14 protein-coding genes are annotated in these 14,630 nt (G+C 66.3%); 7 read left to right on the top strand and 7 right to left on the bottom strand.

Translation table 11 applies throughout. The features are described 5' to 3' along the window. Window positions 1–166 precede the first annotated feature (166 nt). Both CAG31_RS22335 and CAG31_RS22330 read left to right on the top strand, forming a co-directional pair. A complete protein-coding gene (locus CAG31_RS22335; protein ID WP_085585249.1) occupies window positions 167–784 on the top strand; it encodes a TPM domain-containing protein in 618 nt (205 codons plus the stop codon). A 102-nt stretch (window positions 785–886) separates the two neighbouring features. Continuing rightward, the gene (locus CAG31_RS22330; RefSeq protein WP_085585247.1) at window positions 887–2,095 is read left to right on the top strand and encodes an SAM-dependent methyltransferase; all 1,209 of its coding nucleotides are present in this window, start codon (window positions 887–889) and stop codon (window positions 2,093–2,095) included. Window positions 2,096–2,245: 150 nt separating this feature from the next. Here the strand turns inward: CAG31_RS22330 and CAG31_RS22325 are convergent, their stop codons facing one another. Continuing rightward, window positions 2,246–3,136, bottom strand: coding sequence for a DMT family transporter (locus CAG31_RS22325; protein ID WP_085585245.1), 891 nt, complete (start codon window positions 3,134–3,136; stop codon window positions 2,246–2,248). A gap of 183 nt (window positions 3,137–3,319) precedes the next feature. Here CAG31_RS22325 and CAG31_RS22320 point away from each other — a divergent pair, with 183 nt between their 5' ends. After that, on the top strand, window positions 3,320–3,901 hold the full coding sequence (locus CAG31_RS22320; protein ID WP_085585243.1) for a DJ-1/PfpI family protein: 582 nt from the start codon (window positions 3,320–3,322) through the stop codon (window positions 3,899–3,901). Between the two features lie 64 nt (window positions 3,902–3,965). Here CAG31_RS22320 and CAG31_RS22315 read toward each other — a convergent pair whose 3' ends face one another. The 3 genes from CAG31_RS22315 to CAG31_RS22305 all read right to left on the bottom strand — a co-directional run bounded on the left by CAG31_RS22315 (window position 3,966) and on the right by CAG31_RS22305 (window position 8,139). Next, window positions 3,966–6,524: a TonB-dependent receptor gene (locus CAG31_RS22315; RefSeq protein ID WP_085585241.1), complete on the bottom strand. Its 2,559-nt coding sequence runs from the start codon at window positions 6,522–6,524 to the stop codon at window positions 3,966–3,968. Between the two features lie 122 nt (window positions 6,525–6,646). Then, window positions 6,647–7,606, bottom strand: a complete 960-nt coding sequence (locus CAG31_RS22310; protein WP_085585239.1) for a FecR domain-containing protein — start codon at window positions 7,604–7,606, stop codon at window positions 6,647–6,649. After that, window positions 7,603–8,139, bottom strand: a complete 537-nt coding sequence (locus tag CAG31_RS22305) for an RNA polymerase sigma factor (protein ID WP_085585237.1) — start codon at window positions 8,137–8,139, stop codon at window positions 7,603–7,605. Before CAG31_RS22305 ends, CAG31_RS22310 begins: the two co-directional genes overlap by 4 nt. Window positions 8,140–8,294: 155 nt before the next feature. Between CAG31_RS22305 and CAG31_RS22300 the strand changes: the two genes are divergently transcribed. Next, complete coding sequence (locus CAG31_RS22300) at window positions 8,295–8,639, top strand: YegP family protein (RefSeq protein WP_085585235.1); 345 nt, start codon at window positions 8,295–8,297, stop codon at window positions 8,637–8,639. 80 nt (window positions 8,640–8,719) lie between these two features. Here the strand turns inward: CAG31_RS22300 and CAG31_RS22295 are convergent, their stop codons facing one another. Then, a complete protein-coding gene (locus CAG31_RS22295) occupies window positions 8,720–9,607 on the bottom strand; it encodes a dihydrodipicolinate synthase family protein (protein ID WP_085585233.1) in 888 nt (295 codons plus the stop codon). Window positions 9,608–9,631: 24 nt separating this feature from the next. Then, on the bottom strand, window positions 9,632–10,414 hold the full coding sequence (locus CAG31_RS22290; RefSeq protein ID WP_085585231.1) for an aldolase: 783 nt from the start codon (window positions 10,412–10,414) through the stop codon (window positions 9,632–9,634). A 159-nt stretch (window positions 10,415–10,573) separates the two neighbouring features. Here CAG31_RS22290 and CAG31_RS22285 point away from each other — a divergent pair, with 159 nt between their 5' ends. Next, window positions 10,574–11,116, top strand: a complete 543-nt coding sequence (locus tag CAG31_RS22285) for a helix-turn-helix domain-containing protein (protein WP_085585229.1) — start codon at window positions 10,574–10,576, stop codon at window positions 11,114–11,116. 94 nt (window positions 11,117–11,210) lie between these two features. Here CAG31_RS22285 and CAG31_RS22280 read toward each other — a convergent pair whose 3' ends face one another. After that, window positions 11,211–12,230 (bottom strand): DUF4917 family protein, encoded by a 1,020-nt coding sequence (locus CAG31_RS22280; protein WP_085585227.1) that lies wholly within the window; start codon window positions 12,228–12,230, stop codon window positions 11,211–11,213. A gap of 155 nt (window positions 12,231–12,385) precedes the next feature. On the opposite strand from CAG31_RS22280, the gene yiaY reads away from it, so the two are divergent. Together yiaY and CAG31_RS22270 are read left to right on the top strand one after the other, a co-directional pair. Further along, entirely contained in the window at window positions 12,386–13,534 is a 1,149-nt protein-coding gene (gene yiaY, locus CAG31_RS22275; RefSeq protein ID WP_085585225.1) for an L-threonine dehydrogenase, read from the top strand. Window positions 13,535–13,602: 68 nt separating this feature from the next. After that, window positions 13,603–14,511, top strand: coding sequence for a LysR family transcriptional regulator (locus CAG31_RS22270; protein ID WP_085585223.1), 909 nt, complete (start codon window positions 13,603–13,605; stop codon window positions 14,509–14,511). Window positions 14,512–14,630 lie beyond the last annotated feature (119 nt).

Genomic DNA, 14,630 nt, shown 5'->3' with positions numbered 1-14,630 from the left:
TCGTTGCCGACGCCGGGTACTGTTCCGCGATCTTCGTCGACGGTCTGGGCAGTGGCGGCTACGGCGGCCGCGGCGGCGAAGGCTTCAGCGGCGGCGGGGGCAGTTTCGGCGGCGGCGGATCGTCCGGCGGCTGGTGACACAACAATAAGACTGGGCATTTCACGACATGGCACTACTGACCGAACACGAACAACGCAAGGTCGCCGAGGCGATCGCCCGGGTCGAGCGCGAGACCGACGCCGAACTGGTGACGGTGCTGGCCGCCCGCGCCGACGACTACGCCTACGTCCCGCTGCTGTGGGCCAGCCTGCTGGCGCTGGTGCTGCCGGGCGTCGTGCATTACTTCACCGGCTGGCTGACCCTGCGCAGCCTGCTTGTGGTGCAGTGGGGCGTGTTCATCGTGCTGTGCCTGGTGTTCCGCCTGCCCAAGGTCACCACCCACCTGGTGCCGCGCCGGGTACGCCACTGGCGGGCGTCGAACCTGGCGCGCCGGCAGTTCCTGGAGCAGAACCTGCACCACACGGTGGGCGGCACCGGGATGCTGATCTTCGTCTGCGAGGCCGAGCGCTATGTGGAGATCCTGGTGGACGAAGGCATCTCCCGCCGGCTGGACAACCGCAGTTGGGATGCGATCGTCGCAGCGTTCACCGAGCAGGTGCGCCAGGGGCAGACATTGCAGGGATTCGTCGCGTGCATCGAGGCCTGCGGCGAATTGCTCAAGGTGCATGTGCCGGTGACCCAGGTGCGCAACGAGTTGCCGAACCGCCTGGTGGTGCTGGGGTAGGCCAAAAGAACGCCGTTGGGCAAATAACTGCGTGTCCCCGGCGCCCATCCCCCCTAAACTGTGCGCCATTTCCGATTTGCCCCGTCCGAGGCCGTTTTCCGCATGTCCGTCACCGCCGCTTCCGCCCCCGATCAGCACGCCAGGTTCATCGGCCTGCTGCAAACCAGCCTCGATCAGAACGGTTTCATCAAACTGGTGCTGGCCCGGTACGTCGGCGACGAGGCGGACCTGCAGCGGGTCATCGTCAAGCCGGTGACGGTCAAGGGCCAGCCGAGCCTGTCCTTCGTCTACCGCTACAAGACCCGCGACATCACCAAGAACCTGGCCCTGGCCGACGGCGTGGCGGCGGTCGCCGGTCTGCTGCCCGAGGCGTTCAGGAACGCGCACCTGCTGACGCTGACCGACGAGGCCCAGCTCGAATACAGCAAGAAGGGCAAGCCTTCGCTGTTCATGAGCAAGCCCCAGCAACTGCGCGAAGTGCCGACCGCCGGCCACAACCGCGAGAAGCACCGCTTCCTCGAACTGAACCGGCCGTTCCTCAAGGACCTGGGCGTGACCAACGCCCAGGGCGAGCTGATCCCGGCGATGTCGCGCAAGTGGAAGCAGATCAACAAGTTCATCGAAGTGTTCAGCCATACGCTGACCTCGTCGCCGCTGGCGCTGGACAAACCGGTACGGGTGGCGGACTTCGGTTCGGGCAAGGGCTACCTGACCTTCGCCATCCATGACTACCTGCGCAACACCCTCAAGGCCGAGGGCGAGGTCACCGGCGTCGAGCTGCGCCAAGAGATGGTCGACCTGTGCAACGCCGCCGCGCAAAAGCTGGAGCACCCGGGGCTGGCGTTCAAGTGCGGCGACGTGCGCAGCGTGGCGCCGAGCGAGCTGGACGTGATGATCGCCCTGCATGCCTGCGACATCGCCACCGATTACGCGATCCACACCGGCATCCGCTCCGGGGCGTCGATCATCCTGTGCTCGCCGTGCTGCCACAAGCAGATCCGCCTGCAGATCCAGAGCCCGGCGCTGCTCAAGCCGATGCTGCAATACGGCCTGCACCTGGGACAGCAGGCGGAAATGGTCACCGACAGCCTGCGCGCGCTGTTCCTGGAGGCCTGCGGCTACGAGACCAAGGTGTTCGAATTCATTTCGCTGGAGCACACCAACAAGAACAAGATGATCCTGGCGGTCAAGCGCGCCGAACCGGCGGACCCGGCCCGGCTGCTGGAGAAGATCCAGGAACTGAAGGCGTTCTACCACATCAGCGAACACTGCCTGGAAACCCTGCTGCGCGCCGACGGCTACCTGGCCTGACCTGAGTTTTGGGGGCCTGGGCTGACGTCATCGCCAGCAGGCTGGCTCCCACAGGGTTCTCGGTTGAATGCCGAAACGGCGGCCACTGCAAAACAATGTGGGAGCCAGCCTGCTGGCGATGGGGTCAGTCAAATCACCGCCGGCCAAAACCTAGGCAGTGGCCCCCACCTTCGATTGCACCGCCGTCTTGCGCCCGAGCATCACCGTCGCGATCACCCCGCAGGCGAACACCCAGGTGACCGGTTCCACGTGCTCGCCGAAGAACAGCGCCGAAAACGCGATGGTGAAGAAGATCTGCAGCAGTTGGATCTGGCTGACCCGGGCGATGCCGCCCATGGCCAGGCCGGCGTACCAGGCGAAGAAGCCGATGAACTGCGAGAACAGCGCGACGTAGCCGAACGCCCACCAGGTCTTGGCCGACACCGCGCCCTGATGCTGCAGCGCCAGGTACAGCACCGGGCCGACCAGCAGCGGCGTCGACAGCACCAGCGCCCAGCAGATCACCTGCCAGCCGCCCATCTCCTTGGCCAACCGGCCGCCCTCGGCGTAGCCCAGTCCGCCCACCGCGATGGCGGCGAGCATCAGCAGGTCGCCGGCCTGAATGCTGCCGGCGCCGCTGAGCAGCGCGTAGCCGAGCACCAGCGCACTGCCCAGGGCCGCGCAGGCCCAGAAGGCCTTCGACGGCCGCTCGTGGGACAGCCACGCGGCGTACAGCGCCACGCACAGCGGCTGCAGGCCGTTGACCAGCGCGCCATGGGACGCCGGCAAGGTCTGCATGGCCCAGGCCGACAGCACCGGAAAGCCCAGGATCACGCCGGCGATCACCAGGCTCAGGCCTTTGACCTGACGCCAGGTCGGCCACTTTTCCCGTCGCCACAACAGCAGCAACGCCGCCGGGGCCGCCGCGAACAAGGCGCGGCCCAGGCCGTTGAGCAGGGGGTGCAGTTCCTGCACCACGATCCGGGTGAAGGGCAGGGTGAGGCTGAAGATCACAACCCCGAGCAGGCCCAGGGCCATGCCGGTGTTTTCGCGGGAGGACATGTTGGCGACCGGTTAGGAAGGTGGCAGGGAGGTGGGTTCATCTAGCCACAAACCGCCGGGTTTGGCGCTTACAGCTGGCGGCAGAATGGTCGGTACAGTTCGGCTGCAGGCCACATATCCGCAGAGGCGGCGGATCCGGTCTACTTTGTAGGTTCCTGTGCATTTACCTGAGGAGTCCGGGCCATGGCCGCAAAGAAAATCCTGATGCTGGTCGGCGATTACGTCGAAGACTATGAAGTGATGGTGCCGTTCCAGGCCCTGCAGATGGTCGGTCACACCGTGCATGCCGTGTGTCCGGACAAGGCGGCGGGCAAGACGGTGCGCACGGCGATCCATGATTTCGAAGGCGACCAGACCTACAGCGAGAAACCCGGTCACCTGTTCACCCTGAACTTCGATTTCGCCAAGGTCGAGGCGAAGGACTACGACGCCCTGCTGATCCCCGGCGGCCGTGCGCCGGAATACCTGCGGCTGAACGAGAAGGTGCTGGAACTGGTGCGCGCCTTCGACCAGGCCGGCAAGCCGATCGCGGCGGTGTGCCACGGGGCGCAGCTGCTGGCGGCGGCGGGCGTTCTGGAGGGGCGCGAGTGCAGCGCCTACCCGGCCTGTGCGCCGGAGGTGCGTCTGGCCGGCGGCACCTACATCGACATCCCGGTGACCGAGGGCCATGTCCAGGGCAACCTGGCCACCGCCCCGGCCTGGCCGGCGCATCCGCACTGGCTGGCCGGTTTCCTCGGGTTGCTGGGCACCCGGATCACCCTGTAGCCGACGGGCCTCGTCCTTGCGGTAGCCAGCAGGCCGGCGCCCGCAAGGGCGCCGCCGGAGCGGGTCAGAAGAACCGCGTCACGCTCACCTTGGCGTTGCGCCCCTGGCTGTAGGCGCGGTCACCGCTGAGGGCCGGGCGATAGTCTTCGTTGAACAGGTTGTCGACCGTCAGGTTCACCTCGGTGCCCTTGAGGTAAGGCTGCTGCGGTTTCCAGTTGGCGAACAGGCCCTGCACGTTGTAGCGGTCGTTGTCGTACTGGTCGTAGAACACATCGCCCACGGTGTTCTTGCCGGAGCCGTACTTGTCGCTCGGCAGGCGGTCGGTCTGGCGCACGAACTCGCCCTGCCAGCCGACCTGGGCGTCCCAGGACGGGATCTTCACGCCGAGCACCACCACCCACTTGGCCGGCGGAATGTCCCGGGCCCAGACGTCCGGCCCCCACGGGTTGGTGTAGGCCCCCTCGTGCTTGCCGGTCATCCACGAATAGGACAGCGAGCCGAACAGGTACGTCGAGTCATAGAAGCTCTCGACTTCGAAGCCCTTGATGGTCACCCCGCCGATGTTGCGGTAGTTGCCCATCGGGCCCATGCCTTTGCAGTCGGTGGAGATGCTGCCGCCCTTGATCGCCTGGTTTTCGCAGCCGATGCCGGTGGCCTTGAAGATCTCGTCGTCGATCTTGTTGCGGAACAGGGTGGTGCGCACCTGCACGTTGTCGTGGTCGGTGAACACGCCGGCGAAATGGCTGATGTTGCCGGCGCGCCAGCCGGTGATGCGTTCCGGGTCGAGGTCGACGCTGGTGGCGGTGCGGCTGCCCAGGCCCTGGACTTCGTACTGTTCGTCGATTACCGGCGCGCGCCAGGTCTTGCTGTAGTCGACGAAGAAGCCGACGTCCGGGGTCATCCGCCAGAAGGCCGACAGGCGCGGCGACCAGCCGGTGTAGGTGCGGTCGCTGTAGTCATGGCCGAAGGCCGGATCCGGGTTGTTGTAGTACGGCGCTTCGTTGGCTTCGCCGCGGTTGCGCACATGGTCGTAGCGCAGGGACGGGGTCAGGGTGAAGTCGCCCAGGGTGATGGCGTCCTGGAAGTAGACGCTGTTGGTGTCGACCTTGCCCTGTGGCATGAAGCTGGGCTGGAAGCGGCCGCCGTTGTACTTGGGCACCTCGTAGGCCTTGCCCGGCATCCACATTTCGGTGTCGCGGCTGTGGCGGCGCAGTTGCACGCCGGTGGTGAACGCATGGGCCAGCGGGCCGGTCTCGAACAGGCTGACGTTGCTGGCCTCGACGATGCGGTCCTTGTAGGCGGTGTCCATCTTGCGTCCGCCGGTGGAGGTCTGGAAGAACGCCGTGGCGTCGCGTTCATCGGTCTGGTCGGTGTTGGACTCCGAGTAGCTGAGCTTGAAGTCGATCAGGCGGTTGTCCAGCGGCTGGTACTGGTACTTGGCCGACCAGGTGGTGTCGACGGTTTCGCGGTTGGCCAGGAAGCGCTTGAGCGCCTTGTCGTAGCCGTACTGCTTGATGTTGGACCAGGTCGGCGGCGTCGGGTAGCTGGCGGACGAGAACGGAGTCCAGCGCTCGCTTTGCGAACGCGAGTAGGACAGCCCCACGCTGTGCTCGTCGTCCAGGTGCAGGTTGAACTTGAGCAGTTGGCCGTCCAGGTCCTGGGCGCTGTTGGGCAGGCGCTTGGGGTTGATCGGGTACTGGTTGTCCGGGTCGGGCGGGGTGCCGGCCAGCTTCATGTCGCCGCCGTCGCGCCGGGTCAGGTACACCAGCGCGTCGGCGCGGCCGTCCTCGGTGCGGCCGAACGCGGCGCCGCTGTAGGTCTGCTGATGGTCGTTGCTGGCGTAGCCGTACTTGACCATCGCGCCGCTGTTGCGACCTTCCTGCAGCAGGTCTGGCGCGTCCTTGGTTTCCATGTGGACGGTGCCGCCGAAGCCGCCGTTGCCGGTGAGCACCGAGTGCGGGCCCTTTTCCACCTCGATGCGTTTGATCAGTTCCGGCTCGATGAAAATCGTGCCCTGCTGATAGCGCTCGAAGCCGCTCTTGGTGGCGCCGTCGACGGTCAGCGGCACGTCCTCGGCGTCGCCCAGGCCCCAGATGTTGATGGTCTGGCCGCCGGGCTTCATCGACCCGCCCATGCTCACGCCCGGCAGGGTGGCGAGCAGGCTGGGGATGTTGGCGGGCTGGCGGCGGTCGATGTCGGCCTGGGGCAGGGTCGAGCGGCCAACCGTGCCGGAATCGACCTCGGTGCCGCTGCCGATCACGCTCAGGGCATCGAGCTGGATCCCGTCGCCGCTGCTGGCCACGGGTTCTTGAGGGCGCACCACATAGGTCTGGTTGACCTTGATCAGGCCGAACGGGCTGTTTTCCAGCAATTGCCGGATGGCGGCTTCCGCGCTGTATTCGCCGTCGAGGGCCGGGGCCTTGAGGTCGCGCAGCTGCGCTTCATCGAACAGCAGCTGGATCCCGGCCTGCTGCGCGATCTGGCTCAGCGAGGCGGCCAGCGGCTGCGCCGGCAGATGCAGGCTGAGGTTGTCGGCATGGGCCTGAACGCTGAACGCCAGGCAGGCGGCGAGCAGGGTCGGTCGAAGGCAGGTGAGCGGGTACGGCAAAAGCACGCGAAACATGGAATCCCCCAAAGCGGCAAAAGGGCCGGAAAGGCCTGCGTTCGGAACGCAGACCGGAGGAAGACGGGACAGGCGAAAAAAACCTCACATGCGAATGCAAAATATTCTCATGTGAGATGCCGTCAGCGGTTTTCCAGGCGGATGCGGCCGTCGGCCAGTGGCACGGCCTTCACCGGAATCAAGGCGGGCAGGGCGTTGACCAGGGCGTCCGGATCCTGGGTGTCGAGATGGCCGGAGACCTTGATCTGCCCCAGTCTGGCGTTGGCCAGCAGCACAGGGTGCGGGCGGTAGAGGTTCAGCTCGTCCACCAGGCTGGCGAGCTCGCGGTTGCGGAACGACAGATGCCCGGTGCGCCAGTCGGCCACCTGGCCGTCGGCCAGGGTCTGCTGGCGCACGGCGCCGTCGGCCAGATCGACCGCGGCTTGCTGCTGCGCACCGAGCAGCAGCGGCGCCCGGTTGGCCGGCGCGAAAGCCACCTGACCGTGGGCGACGCTCACCACTACTTGCGCATCGCTGCGCCGCACATCGAAGCCGGTGCCGACCACCCGCACGGTCGCGTCGCCGGCCTGCACCCACAGCGGCCGTTCCTTGTCCGGCGCCACGTCCACATAGAACTGGCCGCGGTCGAGGATGAGCCGGCGCTGCTGGCTGTCGAACTCGATGCGCAGCTGCGTGTTGGCGTTGACCGACAACGTGCTGCCGTCCGGCAGTTCGAGGGTGCGCCTGTCCTTGGACGGCGTGGCGATCTGTTGATGAAGCACCGTGTGGGACGTGCCCAACGGCAAGGCCAGCACGGCACAGAGCAACGCCGCCGCCGTCGCCAGCGCCGGACGCCATCGGCTGGCGGGCTTTCGCGGCGCCAGGGTTGCCGGGCGGTGCAGGGGGCGCACCCCTTCCAGGTCGGCCCACAGCGCTTCGAATGCCTGATAGGCCTTGGCGTGTTCGGGCTCGCGCAGCCACCACTCGAATGCCCGGCGCGTGGCGGGGCCCGGTTGCCGGCGGTTGCGCGTGAACCAAGCGGCGGCTTGCGCGTCGACGCTCTCGCCCGCCGGGCCGACGGTCAAATCGTGAGGGAAGTTCATTGAGGCTGCTCCGTGCCGTTGTCGTGATCCAGGCGTTGCTTGCAGTGCAACAGCGCACAGGCGATGTGTTTCTCCACCATGCTCAGCGAGATGCCCATGCGCTCGGCGATCTGCGCCTGGCTCAGGCCTTCGAAGCGGTGCAGCATCAGTGCCTCGCGCCGGCGCGGCGACAGTTCGCCCAACACCGCCTTGAGCTGTTCCAGGCGCTGCTGGCGTTGCGCGGCGGCCATCGGATCCTGGCGTTCGTCGGCCACAGGCTCCGGGTCGGCCTCGTGAGCGGGCTGGATGATATGTCGCACTTTCTGCCGCCGCCAGTGGTCGCGCAGCAGATTGCGCGCCATCTGGAACAGGAACGCCCGCGGCTGCTCGACCTGGGCCCGGTCGCGGTAGTCGAGCCACTGGGTGAAGACGTCCTGGGTCATGTCCGCCGCGTCGCTGGGGTTGTCCGTGCGTTTGTGCAGGTAATGCAGGATGTCCCTGTAGAACCGGCGAAATGAATCCACCGGCAGAGGATCGGGCGTTGGGCGGGACATGGATATCCTTCTCGACGGAGCGGGGGCGCAGAAAGGCGCGAATGATATCGAGAACGATTGCTATTTGTCATGTTGGCAAACGACACCGGCCGTCCACTGGCTGAACCGCGCAAAGGGTCTTTACTGTCGGAAGTCCAATCGACGGGAGCAGGAACATGTCCGGATGGTACGAATTGAGCAAAAGCAGCAATGGTCAGTTCAGGTTCGTCCTGAAGGCCGCCAACGCCGAGATCATTTTGACCAGCGAGCTCTACACCACGCACGCGGCGGCCCAGGCCGGCATCGCGGCGGTGCAGGCGAACAGTCCGCTGGATGAGCGCTACGAGCGAAAATCGACGAAGGACGGCCACCCGTACTTCAACCTCAAGGCCGCCAATCACCAGGTCATCGGCAGCAGCGAGGCCTATTCCTCCAATGCCGCGTGCGACAAGGGCATCGCCAGCGTCAAGGCCAACGGGCCTTCGAAGACGGTCAAGGACAAGGCGCGGCCGGTTCTCTGAACCGCTGATGCGGGCTTGCCCGCGATGGCGGCCTTGAAGGTGCCGTCGCGAGCAGGCTCGCTCCTGCAGGAGCGGCGGGATCAGCGCAGGTGCTTGAGCAGCGCCTTGAGTTGCGTGCGTCCGGCCTCGCTCAGCGGGAACACCGGCAGGCGCGGATCACCGGCCTCCAGCCCGGTCTCGCGCAGGCCGGCCTTGATCGTCGCCGGCAGCCCGCCCTTGAGGATGAAGTCCAGCAGCGGCAACTGGCGGTAGAACAGCTCCCGCGCCTTGGCCAGGTCGCCCGCCAGGGTGGCGTCGTACAGGTCCAGGTTGAGCTGTGCGATCAGGTTTGGCGCCGCCGTGCACCAGCCTCGGGCCCCGGCGGCGAACGCTTCCAGGGCCAGCGGGTTGCAGCCGTTGTAGAACGGCACCCGGCCTTCGCCGAGCAGTTGCAGCTTGTGCATGCGCTGGATGTCGCCGGTGCTCTCCTTGACCATGGTCACGTTCTCCACGCCGTCGACGATGCGCAGGATCAGCTCCACCGACATGTCGGTGCCGCTGGTGGCCGGGTTGTTGTAGAGCATGATCGGCACGCCGATGCTGTCGCCGATGGCGCGGTAGTGGGCGAGGATCTCCGCTTCGCTGAGCTTCCAGTAGGAGGCCGGCAGTACCATCACCACGTCGGCGCCGTGGGCTTCGGCGAAGCGGGCGCGGCGGATGGCCTTGGCGGTGGTCAGGTCGGACACGCTGACGATGGTCGGCACCCGCTTGGCCACGTGGCGGAGGCTGAACTCGGCGACCTGGTCCCACTCGGCGTCGCTCAGGTAGGCGCCTTCGCCGGTGCTGCCCAGCGGGGCGATGGCGTGGACGCCGCTGTCGATCATCCGGTCGATGGAGCGGCCGAGGGCCGGCAGGTCGAGGCCTTCGCCGTGGGCGCCGAATGGGGTGACGGTGTAGCCGATGATGCCGTGAATGTCGGTCTTGGACATGGGGTGACTCCGTGAAAAGGGGCTTCAGTTCAGGCAATCGGCGTGCTGGCGCAGATTCTGCCGGGCGTAGTAGTTGAAGGCGGCGGCATGGCGCTTGGGCTTGGACACCCAGTCATGGGCTTCGCGGCCCAGCGCCGGGATGATCGGCTTGACGGTGCCGGCCGCCATCGCCAGCAGTTGCAGTTTGGCGGCGCGCTCGATCAGTTGCGCGATCACGCAGGCTTCCTCGATGGTGGCGCCGGTGGACAACTGGCCGTGGTGCGACAGCAGGATCGCCCGCTTGTCGCCGAGGGCGCCGGCGATCAGCTCGCCTTCTTCGTTGCCCACCGGCACGCCCGGCCAGCCTTCGAGGAAGGCGCAGTCGTCGTACAGCGGGCACAGGTCCATGTGGGAAATCTCCAGCGGCACTTCCAGCATCGACAGGGCGGCGATGTGCGTCGGGTGCGTGTGGATGATGCAGTTCACGTCCGGCCGGGCGCGGTACACCCAACTGTGGAAACGGTTGGCCGGGTTGGCCATGCCGTGGCCTTCGAGCACTTCCAGGTCTTCGTTGACCAGCAGCAGGTTGCCTGCGGTGATCTCGTCGAAACCCAGGCCCAGTTGCTGAGTCCAGTAAGTGCCGGGCTGCGGCCCGCGAGCGGTGATCTGCCCGGCGAGGCCGGCGTCGTGGCCGTTCTCGAACAGGATGCGGCAGGTCAGGGCCAGCTTTTGCCGGTCTGTCCACGTATTATCCGCCAGGGTGTTCTGCATCTGCGTCAGCGCCTGCTTGACCAGCTGCTCTTTGGGTAGTGCTAATGTCTTGGCCATATCGGTGTCCTTCGGGTGGTTCAACGGACGTCGGGTTTGCTGTCGCTCCGCTGCTCGCAAGGTCGTGGGTGACTGCAAATGACACTAAAGAGGCTATATGACACTTTGTGTCATTGGCAAGGAATAATCGTCGCTTCCTTGATGGATTAATCGCTTCGCATGTCTATCCGTTTGAAATTATTGAGAAAAAAACTTGGCGTGACGTTGGAGGCCTTGGCCGAGAAGTCCGGCATGACCAAGAGTTATCTGTCGAAGGTCGAGCGCGGGCTCAACACGCCGTCGATCGCCGCCGCGCTGAAACTGGCCAAGGCGCTGAACGTGAAGGTCGAGGAACTGTTCTCCGAGGACAACGTCAGCCTCGACAGCTACAGCCTGGTGCGCAGCCACGAGCGCCAGTCGCTGGCCGCCAACGACCACAGCCACGGCTACGCGGTGCTGGCCCATCAGGTGAGCGAGCGCAGCCTGCTGCCGTTCATCATCTACCCGCCCGCCGAGTTCACCGACAAAACCTTTAAAGAACACTTGGGCGAGGAATTCCTGTTCGTCCACGAAGGCCGGGTGGAAGTGGACTTCATGACCGAACGGGTGCTGCTGGAGAAGGGCGACGCGCTGCACTTCAACGCGCAGAAGCCGCACCGGATCCGCTCGGTGGGCGAGGAGCAGGCGCAGTTGCTGGTGGTGGTGCACAGCGCCGAAGAGTGACCGGCCGGTTTGGCTGACGCCTGCATGGGCAGGCGTGCAGCACCGGTCTCCTGTGGGAGCTAGCCTGCCAGCGATGGCGTCCGATGGTCCGCCGCTAAACCTCGACCGGCACCGACAGCTTCGGATTCCCCAACGCATGGCTCTTGGCGTCGAAGAAGCGCAGTTCGGTCGCGGTTCCCTCGAACAGCCTGGCGTAATGGCGCTTCTGGTGCTGGATGAACGCGCTGCTGCGCGGGTAGACCGAGATCGCCAGAACCTTGGGCTGGGCCAGGCGCAGGGCGCGGACGATGTGCGCGTCCTGCTCGCCCAGGGCATGGCCGAACAGGCACAGGTTGTCGCTGTGCCGCTGCAACTGGTCCAGGCAGAACGACAGGTAGTCCGAACTGCGGATGGTCTTGAGCTTGTCCGCCACCGGCCCTTCGTTGACGATCAGCGGCACGTCGTCGAGGGTCTTGATCGTGTTGTTGATCGCGAACTGGCCCAGCAGCGTGCCTTCGGTCGAGGCCAGCCGGCGCGCCGTGCCGTCCTGGTTGCGCACCAGGTGCAGGCCGCCGTGCAGGTACAGCAGGCGTGGCTTGTGCGTGGCGTTCGCGCACAGGTCGAACCCGGCGTCGGGGCCGTTGAACAGGTCGTCGACGGCCTCGCCGCCGTGCTGGACCGCCCAGTGGCCGAGCAGGTCGTAGTTGGTGGTGAACACCGTGCGGTAGCGGGCCAGTTCCTCGCCCAGCGCCGCCAGGGTCGAGGCCTCGACCAGGCGCCAGGGGATGTGCACCGCGTGCACCGTGTTGATCAGCGCTTCCTTGATCGCGTAGTAGCGGTTGCGCGGCGCCGCCGAGCTGACCGCCAGGGCCTTGTTCACCCGGCTGGTGGTCTTCAGCGCGCCCAGCACCTGCTCGAAGCTGCGCGTCTGCAGGGCGTCGAAGACCGCCAGCTCGGATGCACCCAGCGGTTTCTCTTCCACCGTGCGGGCGTTCTCGAACAGCGAGTCGTAGCCGAAGTCGTCCCACACCGCGCGGCTGGCGCCGTTGCCCGTGAGCAGGCCGCCGAAGGCCACAGTGTCGCGCAGGGCGTTCCAGTCTTCGAGGCGGTCGTCGACATCCAGAAAATCGGTCATTGCAGGGCAGGTCTCAAACAAAGGGGCAGATGGGCGGCGACTTTATCACGAGCGGGCATTGAGCCAGATCAACAACGGCCGTGACCGTTCGGTCGATCCTGTGCGCATCCGCCGGATCGGAGCAACCGGTTCGCCCCCTGTCAGGAGACCCGTTCATGAGCAGCACGTTCTTCATTCCCGCCGTCAACATCATGGGCAGCGGCTGCCTGGACGACGCCATGGGCGCGATCCGCAACTACGGCCTGCGCAAGGCGCTGATCGTCACCGACGCCGGCCTGGCCAAGGCCGGCGTGGCGCAGATGATCGCCGAGAAACTGGCGATGCAGGACATCGACTCGGTGACCTTCGACGGCGCCAAGCCCAACCCGAGCATTGCCAACGTCGAGGCGGGGCTGGAGATGCTCAAGGCCGGCCGCTGCGATTTCGTGGTGTCCCTGGGCGGCGGCTCGCCCCACGACTGCGCCAAGGGCATCGCCCTGTGCGCGACCAACGGCGGGCACATCAGCGACTACGAAGGCGTCGACCGCTCCGCCAAGCCGCAGCTGCCGCTGATCGCGATCAACACCACCGCCGGCACCGCCAGCGAGATGACCCGCTTCTGCATCATCACCGACGAATCGCGCCACGTGAAAATGGCCATCGTCGACCGCAACGTCACACCGCTGCTGTCGGTCAACGACCCGGCGCTGATGGTGGCGATGCCCAAGGGCCTGACCGCCGCCACCGGCATGGACGCGCTGACCCACGCCATCGAAGCCTATGTGTCCACCGCCGCCAACCCGATCACCGACGCCTGCGCGCTCAAGGCCATGACCCTGATCAGCAACAACCTGCGCCTGGCGGTGCGCGACGGCAGCGACCTGGCGGCGCGGGAGAACATGGCCTACGCGCAGTTCCTGGCCGGCATGGCGTTCAATAATGCGTCGCTGGGCTACGTGCACGCGATGGCGCACCAGTTGGGCGGCTTCTACGATCTGCCCCACGGCGTCTGCAACGCCGTGCTGCTGCCCCATGTGCAGACGTTCAACGCGCTGGTGTGCGCCGACCGCCTCACCGACGTGGCTCACGCCATGGGCGCGGACATCCGCGGCTTCAGCTCGGAGGAGGGCGCTCAAGCGGCCATCGCCGCGATCCGCTGCCTGGCCAAGGACGTCGAGATCCCCGGCGGCCTGCGCGACCTGGGCGCCAAATGCACCGACATCCCGGTGCTCGCCGCCAACGCCCTGAAAGACGCCTGCGGCTTCACCAATCCGCGGGCGGCGGATCAGCGGCAGATCGAGGAGATTTTCCGCAACGCATTCTGAGGCGGGCACGGCGCGGGCGAACGGCGTTATGCTGCGGACTCGCCCGCGCCGTCACCGCCGAGTCTTGCATGCTGCAAAAGAGCCTGATCCGCCGCCTCGACCTGATCACCCTGCACCTGTTCGTCGCTGTCCACGAAGAGGGCACCCTGACCCGCGCCGCCGCCCGCGAGGCGATCGCCGTGTCGGCGGCGAGCAAGCGTCTGATGGAGCTGGAAGAGGCGCTGGGCATCAGCCTGTTCGTGCGCCAGGCCAAGGGCATGACCCTGACGCCGGCCGGCGAGACCTTGCTGCACCACGCCCGGCAGATGCTGTTCAACGTCGAGAAGATGGGCCTGGAGCTGGGCGAGCACAGCCATGGCGTGCGCGGCTATGTGCGGATGCTCGCCAACCTGTCGGCGATCATCCAGTTCCTGCCCGAAGACCTGCGCGACTTCTCCGGATCGCACCCGCAGATCAAGACCGACCTGGAGGAGAGGCCCAGCGCGGGCGTGATCCAGGGAGTGCTCGACGGCGTCGCGGACCTGGGCATCTGTTCCTGCGACAGCGACATCAAGGGGCTGCAGAGCGTGCTGTACCGCCGCGACCGCCTGGTGGTGGTGACGCTGCCAGAACATCCGCTGACCGCCCGCGAATCCGTCGCGTTCGCCGACACCCTGGACAACGATTACGTCGGCCTGCACGCCGCCAGCTCGATCAACATGCGCACCCACGCCGCTGCGCGCCAGGCTGGCAAAGTGCTGCGCATCCGCATTCATGTGCCGGGGTTCGATGCGGTGTGCCGGATGGTGCAGGCCAACATGGGCATCGGCATCCTGCCGCAGCGCGCCTACGAACTGTTCGGCCGGGCGTTGGGGTTGCGGGCTGTGCCGTTGAGCGATGAGTGGTCGGACCGGGCACTGATCCTCGTGGCGCGGGACGAGGCGGCGCTGTCGCCGGTGAGCCGGATGCTGTTCGAGCATCTGCGCGGGCAGGGCTGAGGTTTCCATCCGGGCAAGCCGATGCAGCGGGCAATACCGCGGGAACTCGCCTGCTGGCGATGACGGGCAGAGCTGTACCGTCGTTCCCACATTCACCGAGCGTTCGCATTTGGCGAACG

This window comes from Pseudomonas sp. R25(2017) (assembly GCF_002112565.1).
Classification (GTDB): domain Bacteria; phylum Pseudomonadota; class Gammaproteobacteria; order Pseudomonadales; family Pseudomonadaceae; genus Aquipseudomonas; species Aquipseudomonas ekonensis.
Note: the sequence above shows the minus strand (reverse complement) of the source record. Positions and strands in the feature narration are given on the sequence as shown.

What these genes read in the sequence shown, in the direction of transcription:
- CAG31_RS22285 (WP_085585229.1), top strand. Translation starts at nt 10,574, where the DNA reads ATGTCTATCCGTTTGAAATTATTGAGAAAAAAACTTGGCGTGACGTTG.
- CAG31_RS22290 (WP_085585231.1), bottom strand. Translation starts at nt 10,414, where the DNA reads ATGGCCAAGACATTAGCACTACCCAAAGAGCAGCTGGTCAAGCAGGCG.
- CAG31_RS22315 (WP_085585241.1), bottom strand. Translation starts at nt 6,524, where the DNA reads ATGTTTCGCGTGCTTTTGCCGTACCCGCTCACCTGCCTTCGACCGACC.
- CAG31_RS22270 (WP_085585223.1), top strand. Translation starts at nt 13,603, where the DNA reads ATGCTGCAAAAGAGCCTGATCCGCCGCCTCGACCTGATCACCCTGCAC.
- CAG31_RS22325 (WP_085585245.1), bottom strand. Translation starts at nt 3,136, where the DNA reads ATGTCCTCCCGCGAAAACACCGGCATGGCCCTGGGCCTGCTCGGGGTT.
- CAG31_RS22330 (WP_085585247.1), top strand. Translation starts at nt 887, where the DNA reads ATGTCCGTCACCGCCGCTTCCGCCCCCGATCAGCACGCCAGGTTCATC.
- CAG31_RS22320 (WP_085585243.1), top strand. Translation starts at nt 3,320, where the DNA reads ATGGCCGCAAAGAAAATCCTGATGCTGGTCGGCGATTACGTCGAAGAC.
- yiaY (WP_085585225.1), top strand. Translation starts at nt 12,386, where the DNA reads ATGAGCAGCACGTTCTTCATTCCCGCCGTCAACATCATGGGCAGCGGC.
- CAG31_RS22310 (WP_085585239.1), bottom strand. Translation starts at nt 7,606, where the DNA reads ATGAACTTCCCTCACGATTTGACCGTCGGCCCGGCGGGCGAGAGCGTC.
- CAG31_RS22305 (WP_085585237.1), bottom strand. Translation starts at nt 8,139, where the DNA reads ATGTCCCGCCCAACGCCCGATCCTCTGCCGGTGGATTCATTTCGCCGG.
- CAG31_RS22280 (WP_085585227.1), bottom strand. Translation starts at nt 12,230, where the DNA reads ATGACCGATTTTCTGGATGTCGACGACCGCCTCGAAGACTGGAACGCC.
- CAG31_RS22300 (WP_085585235.1), top strand. Translation starts at nt 8,295, where the DNA reads ATGTCCGGATGGTACGAATTGAGCAAAAGCAGCAATGGTCAGTTCAGG.
- CAG31_RS22335 (WP_085585249.1), top strand. Translation starts at nt 167, where the DNA reads ATGGCACTACTGACCGAACACGAACAACGCAAGGTCGCCGAGGCGATC.
- CAG31_RS22295 (WP_085585233.1), bottom strand. Translation starts at nt 9,607, where the DNA reads ATGTCCAAGACCGACATTCACGGCATCATCGGCTACACCGTCACCCCA.